This is a genomic window from Pantoea sp. ME81, assembly GCF_903970985.1.
In the GTDB taxonomy this organism is placed as follows: Bacteria; Pseudomonadota; Gammaproteobacteria; order Enterobacterales; family Enterobacteriaceae; genus Pantoea; species Pantoea communis.
In genome coordinates this window covers 1-16,944 of sequence record NZ_CAJCKS010000107.1, presented here as the reverse complement: position 1 = coordinate 16,944, position 16,944 = coordinate 1, and the positions used below count along the sequence as shown (strand labels likewise).

20 protein-coding genes are annotated in these 16,944 nt (G+C 53.4%); 17 read left to right on the top strand and 3 right to left on the bottom strand.

Going from position 1 to position 16,944, the window contains the following annotated elements; translation table 11 throughout:
- Nucleotides 1-653 (bottom strand): LacI family DNA-binding transcriptional regulator (locus H7A81_RS18025; RefSeq protein WP_182058280.1); only part of this gene is annotated, 653 nt, incomplete at its 3' end.
- 233 nt (nt 654-886) lie between these two features.
- Here H7A81_RS18025 and tauA point away from each other — a divergent pair.
- From tauA to tauD, 4 genes are read left to right on the top strand one after another with little or no spacing between them, the layout of a single operon-like run.
- On the top strand, nt 887-1,867 hold the full coding sequence (tauA, locus tag H7A81_RS18020; protein ID WP_370529965.1) for a taurine ABC transporter substrate-binding protein: 981 nt from the start codon (nt 887-889) through the stop codon (nt 1,865-1,867).
- Between the two features lie 10 nt (nt 1,868-1,877).
- Nucleotides 1,878-2,645: a taurine ABC transporter ATP-binding subunit gene (gene tauB, locus H7A81_RS18015; RefSeq protein WP_182058278.1), complete on the top strand. Its 768-nt coding sequence runs from the start codon at nt 1,878-1,880 to the stop codon at nt 2,643-2,645.
- Nucleotides 2,642-3,469, top strand: a complete 828-nt coding sequence (gene tauC, locus H7A81_RS18010; RefSeq protein ID WP_182058277.1) for a taurine ABC transporter permease TauC — start codon at nt 2,642-2,644, stop codon at nt 3,467-3,469. The genes tauB and tauC overlap by 4 nt, the downstream gene beginning before the upstream one ends.
- Nucleotides 3,466-4,305, top strand: a complete 840-nt coding sequence (tauD, locus tag H7A81_RS18005) for a taurine dioxygenase (protein ID WP_182058276.1) — start codon at nt 3,466-3,468, stop codon at nt 4,303-4,305. Before tauC ends, tauD begins: the two co-directional genes overlap by 4 nt.
- Before the next feature lie 150 nt (nt 4,306-4,455).
- Here the strand turns inward: tauD and H7A81_RS18000 are convergent, their stop codons facing one another.
- Nucleotides 4,456-6,360, bottom strand: coding sequence for an ABC transporter ATP-binding protein (locus H7A81_RS18000; RefSeq protein ID WP_166936281.1), 1,905 nt, complete (start codon nt 6,358-6,360; stop codon nt 4,456-4,458).
- A 115-nt stretch (nt 6,361-6,475) separates the two neighbouring features.
- Here H7A81_RS18000 and kefG point away from each other — a divergent pair, with 115 nt between their 5' ends.
- The 4 genes from kefG (at nt 6,476) to slyD (ending at nt 9,818) form a co-directional block, all read left to right on the top strand.
- Entirely contained in the window at nt 6,476-7,027 is a 552-nt protein-coding gene (gene kefG, locus H7A81_RS17995) for a glutathione-regulated potassium-efflux system ancillary protein KefG (protein WP_034830789.1), read from the top strand.
- Nucleotides 7,027-8,829 carry a glutathione-regulated potassium-efflux system protein KefB gene (kefB, locus tag H7A81_RS17990; RefSeq protein WP_058960609.1) on the top strand — a complete coding sequence of 601 codons (1,803 nt, stop codon included), beginning with the start codon at nt 7,027-7,029 and terminating at the stop codon, nt 8,827-8,829. Before kefG ends, kefB begins: the two co-directional genes overlap by 1 nt.
- Nucleotides 8,830-8,875: 46 nt before the next feature.
- Nucleotides 8,876-9,070, top strand: coding sequence for a YheV family putative zinc ribbon protein (locus H7A81_RS17985; RefSeq protein WP_034830784.1), 195 nt, complete (start codon nt 8,876-8,878; stop codon nt 9,068-9,070).
- A 193-nt stretch (nt 9,071-9,263) separates the two neighbouring features.
- Nucleotides 9,264-9,818, top strand: a complete 555-nt coding sequence (gene slyD / locus H7A81_RS17980; RefSeq protein ID WP_034830781.1) for a peptidylprolyl isomerase — start codon at nt 9,264-9,266, stop codon at nt 9,816-9,818.
- A gap of 46 nt (nt 9,819-9,864) precedes the next feature.
- Here the strand turns inward: slyD and H7A81_RS17975 are convergent, their stop codons facing one another.
- A complete protein-coding gene (locus H7A81_RS17975; protein ID WP_034830802.1) occupies nt 9,865-10,083 on the bottom strand; it encodes a SlyX family protein in 219 nt (72 codons plus the stop codon).
- 279 nt (nt 10,084-10,362) lie between these two features.
- On the opposite strand from H7A81_RS17975, the gene fkpA reads away from it, so the two are divergent.
- From fkpA to H7A81_RS17930, 9 genes are all read left to right on the top strand, one after another.
- Nucleotides 10,363-11,193: an FKBP-type peptidyl-prolyl cis-trans isomerase gene (gene fkpA / locus H7A81_RS17970; protein WP_045833796.1), complete on the top strand. Its 831-nt coding sequence runs from the start codon at nt 10,363-10,365 to the stop codon at nt 11,191-11,193.
- A gap of 267 nt (nt 11,194-11,460) precedes the next feature.
- Entirely contained in the window at nt 11,461-12,183 is a 723-nt protein-coding gene (locus H7A81_RS17965; RefSeq protein ID WP_034830776.1) for a transcriptional regulator, read from the top strand.
- Nucleotides 12,183-12,569, top strand: a complete 387-nt coding sequence (gene tusD, locus H7A81_RS17960; protein WP_058960611.1) for a sulfurtransferase complex subunit TusD — start codon at nt 12,183-12,185, stop codon at nt 12,567-12,569. Before H7A81_RS17965 ends, tusD begins: the two co-directional genes overlap by 1 nt.
- Nucleotides 12,569-12,928, top strand: coding sequence for a sulfurtransferase complex subunit TusC (tusC, locus tag H7A81_RS17955; protein ID WP_034830771.1), 360 nt, complete (start codon nt 12,569-12,571; stop codon nt 12,926-12,928). Before tusD ends, tusC begins: the two co-directional genes overlap by 1 nt.
- Nucleotides 12,929-12,937: 9 nt before the next feature.
- Nucleotides 12,938-13,225, top strand: a complete 288-nt coding sequence (gene tusB, locus H7A81_RS17950) for a sulfurtransferase complex subunit TusB (RefSeq protein ID WP_034830769.1) — start codon at nt 12,938-12,940, stop codon at nt 13,223-13,225.
- A gap of 126 nt (nt 13,226-13,351) precedes the next feature.
- Entirely contained in the window at nt 13,352-13,726 is a 375-nt protein-coding gene (rpsL, locus tag H7A81_RS17945) for a 30S ribosomal protein S12 (protein WP_006120575.1), read from the top strand.
- Between the two features lie 96 nt (nt 13,727-13,822).
- Complete coding sequence (gene rpsG / locus H7A81_RS17940) at nt 13,823-14,293, top strand: 30S ribosomal protein S7 (RefSeq protein WP_007886246.1); 471 nt, start codon at nt 13,823-13,825, stop codon at nt 14,291-14,293.
- A 93-nt stretch (nt 14,294-14,386) separates the two neighbouring features.
- Nucleotides 14,387-16,501: an elongation factor G gene (gene fusA, locus H7A81_RS17935; protein ID WP_097119691.1), complete on the top strand. Its 2,115-nt coding sequence runs from the start codon at nt 14,387-14,389 to the stop codon at nt 16,499-16,501.
- A gap of 69 nt (nt 16,502-16,570) precedes the next feature.
- Nucleotides 16,571-16,944, top strand: a 374-nt coding sequence (locus H7A81_RS17930) for a GTP-binding protein (protein WP_182058275.1), incomplete at its 3' end; no start/stop codon positions are given.

Genomic DNA, 16,944 nt, shown 5'->3' with positions numbered 1-16,944 from the left:
CACGAAATGTTTTCCGCGTAAGCCACGCCACCCCAATTCAGTTCCAGTTGCTCGAGCGCTTCGCGATAACCACTTTCACGCTGATGCGAGTAAAGGTAGCGCATATCACAGTTAACCAATGCAATACGGCGGCGGCCTTTGTTGGCCAGATAACGCACGGTTTCGTAAGCCGCTTCTTTATTGTTTATCGTGACACTGGAAGCAGCGATAGCCGGATCGTATTCGGCGCATTGCACCCAAGGCGCGTCACCTATCAACCCCTTCAGCTGTTGCAGGCAGGCCGCAGCATCCATGGTGATCACGCCATCGACCACTTTACCGCTTAATAACGCCAGATAAGCGGCTTCACGCGGCAGCTGTGAGGCCGAATTGCACAAAAGGATGTGATAACCCTGCGCTTCGGCTTCAGCTTCAATGCCTTGCACCACACGTGAACAGAAAGGATTGGTGATGTCTGAAATTAACACCAGCAACATATGGCTCTGGGCAGTACGCAGCTGGCGGGCCAGCAGGTTGGGCTGATAGTCACAGTGTTCGATGGCCGCCAATACCTTTGCTCGTGTATCAGAACGCACGCCCGGATGCTGGTTCAACACCCGAGAAACCGTGGCTTTAGACACGCCAGCAAGACGGGCAACTTTCTCAATCGACATGGATTTCAGTACCGCCAGTAGAGGTGAAAAATCAGAAGCCTATCAATAGCACAGTCGCTATGTGAGCGTGTGACATATTTCCGTCTTTACGCCTTCTTTGCATTTGCGCATTTCGCATAGCGTTGCCCGATGTTGATCTAAGAACAGATTTTCATTAGGGATAATTTTTAATTCCTTTATGAAATTACAGCCGCTGGAGAAACTGCCATCACGACATAACATTGGGGTGAATGATGATGGCAGTAAAAAAAACGATAACGGCAGTGGCGGCAGCATTGGCCTTGATGGCATTCCAGGCAGAGGCGGTCAACGTCACCGTGGCATATCAAACCTCGGCGGAACCGGCCAAAGTGGCGCAGGCCGATAACACCTTTGCCAAAGAGAGTGGCGCGACGGTCGACTGGCGCAAGTTTGATAGCGGTGCCAGCGTGCTGCGGGCATTGGCTTCCGGTGATGTGCAAATCGGTAATATCGGGTCCAGCCCGCTGGCAGTGGCGGCAACACAGCAGTTGCCCATCGAAGCTTTCTTACTGGCATCACAGCTTGGCAATTCCGAAGCGCTGGTGGTCAAAAAATCCATCACCAGTCCCAGGGATCTGATTGGCAAACGCATCGCCGTGCCCTTCATCTCCACCACCCATTACAGCCTGCTGTCAGCGCTCAAACATTGGGGCATCAAGCCATCGCAGGTGCAGTTAGTGAATCTGCAACCGCCAGCCATTATTGCAGCGTGGAAACGCGGTGATATCGACGGCGCGTACGTCTGGTCACCGGCGGTAAACGAGCTGGAAAAGGATGGCACGGTGTTAACCGACTCTTCTCAGGTGGGCAAATGGGGATCGCCAACGCTGGATGTGTGGGTGGTGCGCAAAGATTTCGCTCAGCAGCATCCTGAAGTGGTTACCGCTTTCGCGCGCAGTGCGATCGAGGCACAGCAAGCCTACATTGCGAATCCAGAACAGTGGCTCAAGCAGCCCGACAATCTCAGCAAACTGGCGCGTCTGAGTGGCGTACCGGAAAGCGATGTGCCGGTTCTGGTGCAAGGCAATACCTACCTGACCGCACAGCAGCAGGTGGAACAGCTGGGCAAGCCAGTGAACAAAGCCATTGTTGATACCGCGCACTTCCTGAAAGAGCAGGGCAAAGTGCCGGATGCCGCTAACGATTACAGCAGCTTTGTCACCACGCGCTTTGTCGCGCCTTTGGCGAAATAACGGAGGCCGTATGCTCAGCATCACCAATCTGAATGCACGTTACGCCGGACAACCTGCGCTGCAGGATATCAACCTGCAGCTGGATCAACGCGACCTGCTGGTGGTGCTGGGACCGTCAGGCTGTGGCAAAACCACCTTACTGAACTTGATCGCCGGATTCCTGCCGCTGGAGTCAGGCAGTATCACGCTGGATGGCAAAGCGGTAAATGGACCGGGCGCAGAACGCGGCGTGGTGTTTCAGAACGAAGGGCTACTGCCGTGGCGTAACGTGATCGATAACGTGGCGTTTGGCTTGCAGCTGGCGGGAATGGACAAGGCTGAACGCCACGCCATTGCTCGCCGTTTAATCCGCAAAGTCGGACTGGAAGGGGCAGAAAAGCGTTTTGTCTGGCAGCTCTCTGGGGGGCAACGTCAGCGCGTGGGGATTGCGCGTGCGCTGGCGGCTGATCCTCAGTTGCTGCTGTTAGATGAGCCGTTTGGTGCGCTGGATGCCTTTACACGCGAACAGATGCAAACCCTGCTGCTGACGCTGTGGCGTGATACCGGCAAACAGATTCTGCTGATTACCCACGATATTGAAGAAGCGGTGTTTCTTGCCAGCGAACTGGTGCTGCTGTCGCCGGGGCCAGGCCGTGTGGTGGAGCGCATCAAACTCGACTTCGGTCAGCGCTTCGCTGCGGGTGAACCGTGCCGCAGTATCAAATCCGACCCTGCCTTTATCGAGCGCCGTGAATATGTGCTGAAACAGGTCTTTTCCCAGCGGGAGGCGTTTGTATGAGCGCGGTGATTGATGAGAAAACCCAGACTCGCCGACGCACGTTGCGCTGGCCTTTTTCACCGCAGTTTTCCCTGAGCTTGCTGAGTGTAGCCGTGCTGCTGCTGGTGTGGTGGAGCGTGACGGCGCTCAATTTGGTGGCACCGCTATTTCTGCCGCCGCCCCAGCAGGTGCTGCAAAAGCTGCTGCTGATCGCCAGCCCGCAAGGCTTTATGGATGCGACCCTATGGCAGCACCTGGGCGCCAGCCTGACGCGCATGCTGGTGGCGCTGTTCTTCGCTGCGTTGATTGGCATCCCGGTGGGGATTGCAATGGGCCTAAGTCCCGCGATTAGGGGGCTGCTCGATCCACTGATTGAACTCTATCGTCCGGTGCCGCCGCTCGCCTATTTGCCACTGATGGTGATTTGGTTCGGTATCGGTGAGACCTCAAAAATTTTACTGATTTATCTGGCGATCTTCGCGCCGGTGACGCTGTCGACGTTGGCGGGTGTGACGAATGCTCAGCAGGTACGGATTCGCGCTGCGCAGGCACTAGGTGCTACGCGCTGGCAACTGCTGTGCTTTGTCATCCTGCCGGGCGCATTGCCTGAAATCCTTACCGGTTTACGCATTGGCCTCGGCGTGGGTTGGTCGACGCTGGTGGCCGCCGAACTGATTGCTGCCACGCGAGGACTCGGCTTTATGGTGCAGTCGGCGGGCGAGTTCCTTGCCACCGATGTGGTGCTGGCCGGAATCGCCGTAATTGCCTTGATCGCTTTTAGCTTAGAACTGGGTCTGCGCGCTTTGCAGCGCCGATTAACGCCCTGGAATGGAGAACAGCAATGAACGAACGTATCACTTTTACCGCGCTGGGCCCGCATATCGGTGCGCAGGTTAGCGATCTCGATCTCAGCCGCTCGTTAAGCGATGCGCAGTTTGAGCAGCTTTATCATGGTCTGCTGCGCCATCAGGTGTTGTTCCTGCGCAATCAGGTGATCACGCCGGAACAGCAGCGCGCTTTGGCGATCCGCTTCGGTGATCTGCACATCCATCCGGTGTATCCGCATGCAGAGGGGGTGGAAGAAATTATCGTGCTGGATACCCATCAGGATAATCCACCGGATAACGATAACTGGCACACCGATGTGACCTTTATTGAAACGCCGCCAGCGATTGCGATTTTAGCGTCGAAGCTGCTGCCGGAAAGCGGTGGCGATACGTTGTGGTCAACGGGAATTGCGGCTTATGAAGCGCTGTCAGAGCCTTTTAAGCAGCTGCTGAGTGGCTTGCAGGCAGAACACGATTTCAAGAAGTCATTCCAGGAATATAAATACCGTAAGACCGAAGAGGAACATCAACGCTGGCAACAGGCCGTGGCGAAGCATCCGCCGGTACACCATCCCGTCATTCGCACGCACCCGGTGAGTGGGCGTAAGGCGCTGTTTGTGAATGAAGGCTTCACGACGCGTTTACTGGGATTGAGTGAGAAGGAGAGCGAAGCACTGCTGAATTTCCTGTTCTGGCACACGGCAAAACCGGAGTTTCAGGTGCGCTGGCGCTGGCAAGAGAATGATGTGGCTATTTGGGATAACCGCGTCACGCAGCATTATGCCAATGCGGATTATTATCCGGCGCGTAGAGTGATGCATCGCGCAACCGTGCTGGGTGATGTGCCTTTTTGAATGACGACGGTGGTTAGCCAGGTCGGCATCAATGCCGACCTAAACATGCCTGCTGGCTTTACAGCAGGCATAATCGGGTCACAGCGGAATTTATCGCGAGGGGGTTAGAGGACGCGCAATGAATGGCGCCGCTCTGGTTACATACACTGCTTAACTCGCCAGCATTTGCTCCAGTTGTTCCTGAGCATCCAGCCAGGCCATTTCAACGTCTTCCAGCGCCGATTTGCTTTCAGCCTGACGTTGCAGCGCCGAGGTTAAATCGGCCTTACGGCTCTGATCGTAAATTGCACTGTCTGACAGCATCGCTTCCGCTTCGCTGAGCTGGCTCTGCCACTTCGCCATCTGCTTCTCTAACTTCTCGATCTCTTTACGCAACGGCTGAGTTTGCGCGCGCAGTTCAGCATCGCGGCGTTTCTGATCTTTACGAGACTGGGCGCTGTTGGCGTTATCCTGCTTTGGTGCAGCATCCTGCTGGGCTTGCTGCTTTTGCAGATCGCTCAACCACTGCTGGTAATCATCGAGATCGCCTTCAAACACATCGACTTTGCGGTCATGTACCAGATAGAGATCGTCGGTGGTGGATCGTAGTAAATGACGGTCATGCGAAACCACCACCAGCGCGCCTTCGAAATCAATCAGCGCTTCGGTCAATGCCTGACGCATGTCGAGATCAAGGTGGTTGGTCGGTTCATCGAGTAGCAGCAGATTTGGACGTTGCCAGACGATCAGTGCCAGCACCAGTCGCGCTTTTTCACCGCCTGAGAAACGTTCAGTGATTTCACTGACTTTATCACCCTGGAAACCGAAGCCGCCCAGATAATCACGCAGCTGTTGTTCCAGCGTTTGTGGCGCAATGCGGGCCAGATGCTGCAATGGCGATTCATCGGCGCGCAGGTATTCAAGTTGATGCTGAGCGAAGTAGCCAAGCTTGATGCCTTTTGCCAGGCCAACTTTACCATCCAGCGCTTCAATTTCACCGGCCAGCAGTTTAATCAGCGTTGATTTACCCGCACCGTTACGGCCGAGTAGACCGATGCGTGAACCCGGTACCAGATTCAGTTTGATGGCATCAAGAATGATGCGTTCGCCATAACCCGCCGTGACTTTCTCCATTTTCAGTAATGGATTGGGCAGGCTCTCTGGTGCGCGGAAGCTGAAGCTGAACGGGTTATCGACGTGAGCCGGGGCAATTAACTCCATGCGCTCCAGCATCTTGATACGGCTCTGCGCCTGTTTGGCTTTAGTGGCTTGGGCGCGGAAGCGATCGATGTACTTTTGCAGGTGCTGTACTTTTTCCTGCTGGCTCTGGAACAACGCCTGCTGCTGCGCCAGTTTGGCGACGCGCTGGCGCTCGAACGAGCTGTAGTTGCCGGTGTATTCGAACATCGTTTGCTGTTCGATATGAATGATTTTATCCACCACCGGATCAAGGAAGTCACGGTCATGCGAGATGAGGATCAGCGTGCCTTCATAGCTTTTCAACCAGCGCTCTAGCCAGATAACAGCGTCAAGATCAAGGTGGTTAGTCGGTTCATCAAGTAGCAGCAGATCGGATCGGCACACCAGCGCTTGCGCAAGGTTAAGGCGCATGCGCCAGCCACCGGAGAAATCACTCACCGGCCGCATTAATTGTTCCTGGCTAAAGCCCAATCCGTGCAGCAGGCTGGAGGCGCGAGCATGTATGCTCCACGCCTGAATTGCATCCAGCTTGCCATGCAGCAGAGCGATGGCGTTGCCGTCATCCCTGGCGTTGGCATCAGCTAATTCGGATTCAAGCTGACGATATTCGCGGTCGCCGTCGATAACATATTCCAGCGCGGCTTTAGTGAGGGCCGGGGTTTCCTGGTTCACCCATGCCAGCGCCCAGTTACCTGGAAAAGTGAAATTGCCTGCATCACTGCTAATTTCGCCCTTCAGTAGCGACAGCAGCGTGGATTTTCCACAGCCGTTCTTACCCACCAAACCGACTTTTTGGCCGGGATTAATGGTGGCTGTTGCGTTGTCCAGCAGCACGTTAGTGCCGCGGCGTATTTGTAATGCGGAAAAGACAATCATAAGCGCCGTATCGTCAGAATATGTTAATTTATCGGCAACATAATTCAATAATGGTTAGTTGCGTCGAGCATGGTAGCGGAATTCCGTTGCGGTGACGACGCTTTGGAGGGGAACGATGTCGCAGCCACCCAAAATTTTGCTGCTTTACGCCCATCCGGAAACACAGGATTCGATTGCTAATCGGGTTTTGCTGCAGTCGGCTATGGAACTGGACCACGTCACGGTGCACGATTTATACGCCCACTATCCGGATTTTTTCATTGATATTCATTACGAGCAGCAGCTGTTGCGCGAACACCAAATCATCGTTTTCCAGCATCCGTTGTATACCTATAGCTGCCCGGCTTTGCTGAAAGAGTGGCTGGATCGCGTGTTGTCGCGTGGGTTTGCCAGCGGCCAGGACGGGAATGCGCTGGAGGGCAAGTACTGGCGCAGCGTGGTGACCACCGGAGAACCGGAAACCGCGTATCACCATAACGGCCTGAATCGTTATCCGATGAGCGACATCATGCGTCCGTTTGAGCTGACGGCGCAGATGTGTCGTATGCACTGGATGACGCCGATGGTGATCTATTGGGCTCGCCGCCAGACACCGGAAGTGATGCGCAATTATGCGCGCGCCTACCGTGACTGGCTCTCGTCACCATTGCCGCAGGGAGTGATGTGATGGAAGGTCAAACGTTACTCACTGCCGGAGTGATTTATCTGGTGGCCGCTGTGGTTGTGGTGCCGATTGCGGCCCGACTTGGTATTGGTGCCGTGCTGGGTTATCTAGTGGCAGGCATTGCCATCGGGCCGTGGGGGCTAGGCTTTATCAGCGACGTTGATGAGATTCTGCACTTCTCCGAACTCGGCGTGGTGTTCCTGATGTTCATCATCGGGCTGGAGTTGAATCCCGCCAAGCTTTGGGCGTTAAGACGTTCAATCTTTGGTGTGGGCGCTGCGCAGGTATTGGTTTCTGCCGCGATTCTCGGTGTGCTGCTGTGGCTGACCAACTTTAGCTGGCAAGCCGCAGTGATCGGCGGGATTGGCCTGGCAATGTCTTCGACGGCTATGGCACTGCAATTGATGCGCGATAAAGGCATGAATCGTAGCGAAGCGGGACAACTCGGCTTCTCAGTGCTCCTCTTCCAGGATTTGGCTGTCATTCCCGCATTAGCCCTCGTGCCGTTGCTGGCCGGTGGCGACAGTGGCCATGTTGACTGGCTGAAAGTGGGCATGAAGGTGCTGGCGTTTGCTGGCATGCTGGTGGGCGGCCGTTATCTGCTGCGTCCGATTTTCCGCTTTATCGCTGCGTCGGGTGTCCGTGAAGTATTCACGGCGGCCTCATTATTACTGGTGCTGGGATCGGCGCTGTTTATGGATGCGCTCGGGCTGTCGATGGCGCTCGGCACCTTTATCGCCGGGATCCTGCTGGCCGAGAGCGAATATCGGCACGAGCTGGAAGTGGCGATCGAACCCTTCAAAGGGTTGCTGCTCGGGCTGTTCTTTATTTCCGTCGGCATGGCGCTGAATTTGGGCGTGCTCTATACCCATATCGCGGAGATTATCCTTGGCGTAGTGATTCTCGTGGCGGTCAAGACGCTAGTGCTCTATGTGCTGGGCCGTATTTATGGTTTGCGCAGTTCCGAGCGCCTGCAGTTTGCCGGGGTGCTTAGCCAGGGCGGTGAATTTGCTTTTGTGCTGTTTTCAGCGGCCTCGTCGGCCAAACTGTTTAGCGGCGATCAATTACCACTGTTGCTGGTGACGGTGACGCTGTCGATGATGACCACACCGCTGTTGATGCAGGGGGTGGATAAAATTCTCGCACGTCGGTTCAATGAGCCCGATGATGACAATGAGAAGCCGTTTGTCGAAGATGATCAGCCGCAGGTCATTGTGGTTGGCTTTGGTCGTTTTGGTCAGGTGGTGGGCCGCTTGCTGATGGCTAACAATAAGCGTATTACGGTGCTGGAGCGTGACATCTCGGCTGTCAGCCTGATGCGTAAATATGGCTATAAGGTTTACTACGGCGATGCCACTGAGCTTGAGTTACTGCGTGCTGCCGGTGCGGAGAATGCACAATCCATTGTGATTACCTGCAATGATCCGGAAGATTCGATGTCCATCGTTCACCTTTGCCAGCAGCACTTCCCGCAGCTGGAAATTCTGGCGCGTGCGCGTGGCCGTGTGGAAGCCCATGAATTACTGCAAGCGGGCGTGACGTTGTTCTCGCGTGAAACCTTCTCAAGTGCGCTGGAGTTGGGGCGCAAGACGCTGATTTCACTCGGCATGCATCCGCATCAGGCGCAACGCGCGCAACAGCATTTCCGCCGACTCGATATGCGCATGCTACGTGAACTGGTGCCAAGTCACGATGATAATGCGCAGGCCTCACGTGTGCGTGAAGCTCGTCGTGAGTTAGAAGACATCTTCCAGCGCGAAATGCAGCATGAAAAACGTCAGATCGACGGTTGGGATGACGAGTAGGACTACACTTAACATATCCGTTGCTTAATAGCGGGCAGGAAAGAGTATGCGTAAACGTTTTATTGCTGGTGCGGTATGTCCGCAATGTCAGGAAAAAGACACGCTGGCGTTATGGCGTGAAAACAATGTCGAAGTGGTGGAGTGCGTGCAGTGCGGCCATCAAATGCGTGAAGCGGATAAACAAGTTCGCGATAAGGTGCGCAGCAATGAGCAAGTGATCGGCATTTTTCATCCTGAGTAGCAGAATGGCGCAGCTTTTTTTAAGCTTAAACTTACAGCGGGATTGAATTCCGCTACAATCGGCGCCATTAACGCTGAGCAGTATGCAGCAACACATTTGTTGGCATCCTCAGTCTTGAACCTTTCTGGTTGGTTATTGCACGCAAAATAGACCAATGAGACGGGATCTCAGTTCTCAACGGTTAGGAGATATCATGAAAGTAGCAAAAGACCTGGTGGTGAGCCTGGCGTATCAGGTTCGTACCGAAGACGGTGTGTTGGTTGACGAGTCACCGGTGAGTGCACCGTTGGACTATCTGCACGGTCATGGTTCCCTGATTTCTGGTCTGGAAAAAGCGCTGGAAAATCACGCGGTTGGCGATAAGTTTGATGTGCATATTCCGGCAAACGACGCTTACGGTCAGTACGATGACAACCTGGTGCAGCGTGTACCAAAAGATGTGTTCATGGGCGTCGACGAACTGCAGGTTGGCATGCGCTTCCTGGCAGAAACCGATCAGGGTCCAGTGCCGGTTGAAATCACTGAAGTGGAAGACGAGCACGTTGTGGTTGATGGTAACCACATGCTGGCGGGTCAGAACCTGAACTTCAACGTGGAAGTGGTAGCGATCCGTGAAGCAACGGAAGAAGAAATCGCACACGGCCATGTGCATGGTGCAGATGGTCATCATCATGACCACGATCACGACCATGGTCACGATCACGGCCAGGGCGGTTGTGGTACTGGCGGTTGCGGTTGCAGCCACTAAGTTCTGCATTGAACAACAAAAGGCCACCTTCAGGTGGCCTTTTGCTTTAATAGTGCGGTGGTGGCGTCTCTTCGGACTGCGAAGCAATCGGTGAAGGTGTCGCTGCTTTCACTTTATCCACTAATAAACGTACCTGTTCGCGCATACGACTCATCTCCAGTTCATGTTGAGTCACCGTCAGATTGAGCTGATCGATGGTGTGCTCCTGAAATGCCAGTTTGCTCTCCAGCGCCTCAAGGCGTTGTTCCCACTCTTCATGCTGCATCATTTCTTCTCCTGTCACGGTGCTGCGCCTGGCGCGTATCGGGCGTGATTCTACGGTCTTTAGCGGCAGAATCACCCGATTTTTAACCTTTATGGGGCTTTGCGGTTGAAATCAGCGCTAATGCCTTCATCTCTGGTGAAACTTCCTGATGCAAAAAAGGTCGGATGTTAAGCGGGTAATTACGTTGTGGGAGTGTTCGCCGCTGCCACGTAAAGTTATAGTGTGGGCCACTGTCCGCAATGATTCCCGAGGTTTAGATGCTTCGGTTTTGGAGAAAGGATGAAATCACTGTTTAAAGTCACATTGTTAGCTACCACCATGGCCATTGCGCTGAATGCACCGCTGGCAATGGCAGCTGAAACCGCTGCGGCTCCGGCTGACGCTGCTCAGGCAGCACCGCAGGCACCGAAAAATGCTGCCTTCAAAAACGAAGACCAGCAGTCAGCTTATGCGCTGGGTGCTTCTTTGGGTCGCTACATGGACAACTCTCTGAAGGAACAAGAGAAACTGGGCATCAAACTGGACAAAGATCAGTTGATCGCAGGTGTTCAGGATGCATTCGGTGGCAAGAGCAAACTGTCTGATCAAGAGATCGAGCAGACACTGCAAGCCTTCGAAGGCCGCGTGAAAGGCGCTGCACAGGCGAAGATGGAAAAAGACGCGAAAGAGAACTCTGACAAGGGCGCCGCTTACGCTGATAAATTCGCCAAAGAAAAAGGCGTGAAGAAAACTGAATCTGGCTTGCTGTATCAGGTTGAGAAAGAAGGCACCGGTGACGCACCTAAAGACAGCGACACCGTCGTCGTGAACTATAAAGGTACGCTGATCGACGGTACCGAGTTCGATAACTCTTACACCCGTGGCGAGCCACTGTCATTCCGTCTCGACGGCGTGATCCCAGGCTGGACCGAAGGTCTGAAGCACGTGAAGAAAGGCGGCAAGATCAAGCTGGTGATCCCACCGAACCTGGCTTACGGCAAAAATGGCGTTCCGGGCATTCCGGCCAACTCAACGCTGGTATTTGATGTTGAGCTGCTGGATATCAAGCCAGCGCCAAAAGCGGATGAGAAAGCACAGGCTCCGGCCGCTGCTGATAAGAAAGCGCAGTAATCTGCTTGCGCTTCTGACGCCGCCTCCGGGCGGCGTTTTTATTTGTCCGCCAGACTTGAGCTGCGCTGGCTATGCTCGCCATCCTCACTCATGCTCAGGGCTGAACCAATATGCCGTCTTGCAGCAACCCAAATTGTTTAGGGGAATGAGTAAAGCTCTGGCTAAACACCCCGACATTTGCCAGACTAGCGCCTGCACAACTATCACAATATGAGTCTGCCCCAAAGCTGTCGAGACAGGCTCCAGCCATTTAGGGTAATGTCTTCGATGTCTAATCCATTCAATCCCGGCGAACTGACTGACTTCGATTTACTGGAGCAACGTCCGTTCGAGCAAGCCGATTACGATATTCTCAAATCTTACGAAGCCGTCGTTGATGGCCTCGCGATGCTGATCGGCTCGCACTGCGAAATCGTGCTGCACTCACTGGAAGATTTGAAATGCTCCGCCGTGCGCATCGCCAACGGTGAACATACCGGCCGCAAAGTGGGCTCACCGATTACCGATTTGGCATTGCGCATGCTGCATGATATGCATGGCGCCGACAGCAATGTGTCCCGCGCATACTTCACGCGCGCTAAGAGCGGCGTGCTGATGAAATCGGTCACCATCGCGATTCGCAATCGTCAGCAGCGCGTGATTGGCCTGCTGTGTATTAACATGAACCTTGATGTGCCGTTCTCGCAGATTATGTCGACCTTTATGCCGCCGGAAATGCAGCAGGTAGATTCCAACGTCAACTTTGCCAGCTCAGTAGAAGACCTGGTGATGCAAACGCTGGAATTTACCATTGAGGAAGTGAGCAACGACCGCAATGTGTCGAACAACGCCAAGAATCGCCAGATTGTGCTCAACCTGTACGAGAAGGGAATTTTTGATATCAAGGATGCGATTAACCAGGTGGCCGATCGTCTCAATATTTCCAAACACACGGTTTACCTCTACATCCGCCAGTTCAAAAGTGGAGACTTCCAGGGGCAGGATCGCTAATGCGTTATACCTTACTGGTGACGGGGCCGGCATACGGTACGCAGAATGCCAGTAGTGCATTGCTGTTTGCTCGTGCGTTGCTCAAAGCAGGGCACCAGTTGGAAAGTGTTTTCTTTTATAGAGAAGGCGTGCTGAATGCCAATCAGCTCACTTCACCTGCCAGCGATGAAGTCGATGTGGTGCGCGCATGGCAGCAACTGCGCGAAGAGAGTGGTGCCGCGCTAAATATTTGCGTGGCTGCCGCATTGCGCCGTGGCGTGACGGATGAGCAGGAAGCGACGCGCTTGCAACTGGTGGGCAGTAATTTGCAGCCTGGTTTTGAACTGAGCGGCTTAGGTGCGCTGGCAGAAGCCGCGTTGAGCTGTGATCGTCTGGTGCAATTCTGATGAATCGTGTGGCATTTCTTTTCACTCAGGCCCCCCACGGCAGCAGCGCGGGCAGGGAAGGGCTGGATGCGGTGCTGGCCACTGGCGCGCTCAGCGAAGACATTGGACTGTTCTTTATTGGCGATGGCGTGCTGCAACTGCAACGCGCACAGCAGCCTGAGCAGATTTTGGCTCGCAACTATATCGCGACGTTTGGCGTGCTCGATCTCTACGACATCGACCAGTGTTTCGCCTGCCGAGAGTCACTTGATGCGCGCGGGCAAAGCCTGACGGCTGAACGCGTGATGACGGCTGAAGTGCTGGATGCCGCGACACTGCGCCAGAAACTCGCCACTTATCATCGAATCCTTCGTTTCTGAGAATCCAACATGCTCTACACGCTGCTGCAATCACCCTGGCAATGCGATATCGATAGCCTGTTACTGCTGATGCAGGAGGGCGACGATTTGCTGCTAATGCAGGATGGCGTCACGGCCGCGCTTGAGGGCAGCCAGATGTTCATCAAGCTGCAAGCCTCTCCGGCCGCGCTTTGGGTTCTTGAGGAAGATGTGGTCGCGCGTGGGTTGGTTGAGCAAATTTCGACCAAAGTAGCACGTTTGGACTATACTGGTTTCGTTGCGATGACGGTGAAGCACCAACAACAAGTGGCCTGGTAGCAAGGAAAACCTGGTTATTTCTTGACACCCTTTTGACACAGCCCTAAAATTCTGCCTCCTCGTAGTAATACGAGGCGATTTATTACGTGTTTACGAAGCAAAAAGCTAAATCCCAGGAGCTATTTAATGGCAACAGTTAACCAGCTGGTTCGCAAACCACGCGTACGCAAAGTTGCAAAAAGCAACGTGCCTGCGCTGGAAGCTTGCCCGCAGAAACGTGGTGTTTGTACTCGTGTGTACACCACTACCCCTAAAAAACCAAACTCAGCACTGCGTAAAGTTTGCCGTGTGCGTTTGACTAACGGTTTTGAAGTTACCTCCTACATCGGCGGTGAAGGTCATAACCTCCAGGAACACTCAGTGATCCTGATCCGTGGCGGTCGTGTTAAAGACTTGCCAGGTGTGCGTTACCACACCGTTCGCGGCGCGCTTGACTGCTCAGGTGTTAAAGACCGTAAGCAGTCACGCTCCAAGTACGGCGTGAAGAAGCCAAAGGCTTAATGGTTCTCCGTTAAGTAAGGCCAAACATTTTCACTTTAATGTCAAAATAAACTCGTAGAGTTTTGGACAATCCTGAATTAACAACGGAGTATTTCCATGCCACGTCGTCGCGTCATTGGTCAGCGTAAAATCCTGCCAGATCCTAAGTTCGGATCAGAATTGCTGGCTAAATTTGTAAACATCCTGATGGTAGATGGTAAAAAATCTACTGCAGAATCTATCGTCTATACCGCACTTGATACCCTGGCTCAACGTGCAGGTAAAGATGGTCTGGAAGCTTTCGAAGTTGCACTCGAAAACGTACGTCCGACTGTAGAAGTTAAGTCACGTCGCGTTGGTGGTTCAACCTACCAGGTTCCAGTTGAAGTCCGTCCGGTTCGTCGTAATGCTCTGGCAATGCGTTGGATCGTTGAAGCTGCTCGTAAACGCGGTGATAAATCAATGGCTCTTCGCCTGGCGAACGAACTTTCTGACGCTGCAGAGAACAAAGGTACTGCAGTTAAGAAACGTGAAGACGTTCACCGTATGGCTGAAGCCAACAAGGCGTTCGCACACTACCGCTGGTAACAGCCACGTAGTTGTTATTAACCCAGCGGGCGTCCCAGTGGCTTACCTGCTGGGCTTTTTTAACTTAGAACGTCTCAGAATCAGAGGAATCAAATGGCTCGTAAAACACCCATTGAGCGCTATCGTAACATCGGTATCAGTGCTCACATCGACGCCGGTAAAACTACCACTACCGAACGTGTTCTGTTCTACACCGGTGTAAACCACAAGATCGGTGAAGTGCATGACGGCGCCGCAACCATGGACTGGATGGAGCAGGAACAGGAACGTGGTATTACCATCACTTCCGCTGCAACCACCTGTTACTGGTCAGGTATGGCTAAGCAGTTCGAGCCACACCACGTCAACATCATTGACACCCCGGGACACGTTGACTTCACCATCGAAGTTGAGCGTTCTATGCGTGTGCTTGATGGCGCAGTAATGGTTTACTGTGCGGTTGGTGGTGTTCAGCCACAGTCTGAAACCGTATGGCGCCAGGCTAACAAATATAAAGTTCCACGCATCGCGTTCGTTAACAAAATGGACCGCATGGGTGCTAACTTCCTGAAAGTTGTTGATCAGATGAAAACGCGCCTGGGTGCAAACCCGGTTCCGCTTCAGCTGGCAATCGGCGCAGAAGAGAAATTCACCGGTGTTGTTGACCTGGTGAAAATGAAAGCCATCAACTGGAACGATGAAGATCAGGGCGTTACCTTCGTTTACGAAGATATCCCAGCTGATATGCAGGAACTGGCTGATGAATGGCGTGCGAATCTGGTTGAAGCCGCTGCAGAAGGTTCTGATGAGCTGATGGAGAAATTCTTCGGCGGTGAAGAGCTGACTGAAGAAGAGATCAAAACTTCTCTGCGTAAGCGCGTGCTGAAAAACGAAATCATCCTGGTTACCTGTGGTTCTGCATTTAAGAACAAAGGTGTTCAGGCGATGCTGGATGCGGTAGTTGAATACCTGCCAGCACCGACTGACGTTACCGCGATCAACGGTATGCTGGACGACGGTAAAGACACGCCGGCTGAGCGTCATTCTGACGACAACGAGCCGTTTGCTGCTCTGGCGTTCAAAATCGCAACCGACCCGTTTGTGGGTAACCTGACCTTCTTCCGCGTTTACTCTGGTGTTGTTAACACCGGTGACACCGTGTTCAACCCGGTTAAGTCAAACCGTGAGCGTCTGGGCCGTATCGTTCAGATGCACGCTAACAAACGTGAAGAGATCAAAGAAGTTCGTGCGGGCGACATCGCAGCTGCGATCGGCCTGAAAGATGTGACCACTGGTGACACCCTGTGTGATCCAGAAAATGTCATCATTCTTGAGCGCATGGAATTCCCAGAGCCAGTAATCTCTATCGCCGTTGAGCCGAAAACCAAAGCTGACCAGGAAAAAATGGGTCTGGCTCTGGGTCGTCTGGCAAAAGAGGATCCATCTTTCCGCGTATGGACTGATGAAGAATCTAACCAGACCATCATCGCGGGTATGGGTGAGCTGCACCTCGACATCATCGTTGACCGTATGAAGCGTGAGTTCAACGTTGAAGCGAACGTCGGTAAACCACAGGTTGCTTATCGCGAAGCGATTCGTTCTAAAGTTACCGATGTTGAAGGTAAACACGCTAAGCAGTCTGGTGGTCGTGGTCAGTACGGTCATGTTGTTATCGACATGTACCCACTGGAGCCGGGTTCTAACCCTAAAGGTTACGAATTCGTCAACGACATCAAGGGTGGTGTGATTCCAACTGAATACATCCCTGCGGTTGATAAAGGTATCCAGGAGCAGCTGAAGTCTGGTCCACTGGCCGGTTACCCGGTAGTAGATCTGGGTGTTCGTCTGCACTTCGGTTCTTACCATGACGTTGACTCCTCTGAGCTGGCGTTTAAACTGGCCGCTTCTTTAGCCTTCAAAGATGGCTTTAAGAAAGCACAGCCCGTTCTGCTTGAGCCGATCATGAAGGTTGAAGTAGAGACTCCGGAAGAGAACACCGGTGACGTTATCGGTGACCTTAGCCGTCGTCGTGGTATGCTCAAAGGACAGGAATCTAACGCTACTGGCGTTCAGATCCATGCTGAAGTTCCACTGTCTGAAATGTTCGGATATGCAACCCAGCTGCGTTCTCTGACCAAAGGCCGTGCTTCTTACTCCATGGAGTTCCTGAAGTACGATGATGCGCCGAACAACGTCGCTCAGGCCGTTATTGAAGCTCGTAGCAAATAAGCTACGGTTTAAAAATTGTGAACTGATGCCTTCATGACTCATGAAGGCACAACGTAAGGAATTATCGCCATGGCGAAAGAGCAATTTCAGCGTAACAAACTGCACGTAAACGTTGGCACCATCGGTCACGTTGACCATGGTAAAACCACTCTGACTGCAGCTATCACCACCGTTCTGGCTAAAACCTACGGCGGCTCTGCTAAAGCGTTCGATCAGATCGATAACGCACCAGAAGAGAAAGCTCGTGGTATCACCATCAACACTTCACACGTTGAATATGAAACCCCGACTCGCCACTACGCGCACGTTGACTGCCCAGGCCACGCCGACTATGTGAAAAACATGATCACCGGTGCTGCGCAGATGGACGGCGCGATCCTGGTTGTTGCTGCGACTGATGGCCCAATGCCACAGACCCGTGAGCACATCCTGCTGGGTCGTCA

Excerpts from the sequence above, each read along its gene's own strand:
- tusC (WP_034830771.1), top strand. The coding sequence starts at position 12,569 with ATGAATCGTGTGGCATTTCTTTTCACTCAGGCCCCCCACGGCAGCAGC.
- fusA (WP_097119691.1), top strand. The coding sequence starts at position 14,387 with ATGGCTCGTAAAACACCCATTGAGCGCTATCGTAACATCGGTATCAGT.
- tusD (WP_058960611.1), top strand. The coding sequence starts at position 12,183 with ATGCGTTATACCTTACTGGTGACGGGGCCGGCATACGGTACGCAGAAT.
- H7A81_RS17985 (WP_034830784.1), top strand. The coding sequence starts at position 8,876 with ATGCGTAAACGTTTTATTGCTGGTGCGGTATGTCCGCAATGTCAGGAA.
- kefB (WP_058960609.1), top strand. The coding sequence starts at position 7,027 with ATGGAAGGTCAAACGTTACTCACTGCCGGAGTGATTTATCTGGTGGCC.
- slyD (WP_034830781.1), top strand. The coding sequence starts at position 9,264 with ATGAAAGTAGCAAAAGACCTGGTGGTGAGCCTGGCGTATCAGGTTCGT.
- tauA (WP_370529965.1), top strand. The coding sequence starts at position 887 with ATGATGGCAGTAAAAAAAACGATAACGGCAGTGGCGGCAGCATTGGCC.
- rpsL (WP_006120575.1), top strand. The coding sequence starts at position 13,352 with ATGGCAACAGTTAACCAGCTGGTTCGCAAACCACGCGTACGCAAAGTT.
- rpsG (WP_007886246.1), top strand. The coding sequence starts at position 13,823 with ATGCCACGTCGTCGCGTCATTGGTCAGCGTAAAATCCTGCCAGATCCT.
- tauD (WP_182058276.1), top strand. The coding sequence starts at position 3,466 with ATGAACGAACGTATCACTTTTACCGCGCTGGGCCCGCATATCGGTGCG.
- H7A81_RS17965 (WP_034830776.1), top strand. The coding sequence starts at position 11,461 with ATGTCTAATCCATTCAATCCCGGCGAACTGACTGACTTCGATTTACTG.
- fkpA (WP_045833796.1), top strand. The coding sequence starts at position 10,363 with ATGAAATCACTGTTTAAAGTCACATTGTTAGCTACCACCATGGCCATT.
- tauB (WP_182058278.1), top strand. The coding sequence starts at position 1,878 with ATGCTCAGCATCACCAATCTGAATGCACGTTACGCCGGACAACCTGCG.
- tauC (WP_182058277.1), top strand. The coding sequence starts at position 2,642 with ATGAGCGCGGTGATTGATGAGAAAACCCAGACTCGCCGACGCACGTTG.
- kefG (WP_034830789.1), top strand. The coding sequence starts at position 6,476 with ATGTCGCAGCCACCCAAAATTTTGCTGCTTTACGCCCATCCGGAAACA.
- H7A81_RS17975 (WP_034830802.1), bottom strand. The coding sequence starts at position 10,083 with ATGCAGCATGAAGAGTGGGAACAACGCCTTGAGGCGCTGGAGAGCAAA.
- tusB (WP_034830769.1), top strand. The coding sequence starts at position 12,938 with ATGCTCTACACGCTGCTGCAATCACCCTGGCAATGCGATATCGATAGC.
- H7A81_RS18000 (WP_166936281.1), bottom strand. The coding sequence starts at position 6,360 with ATGATTGTCTTTTCCGCATTACAAATACGCCGCGGCACTAACGTGCTG.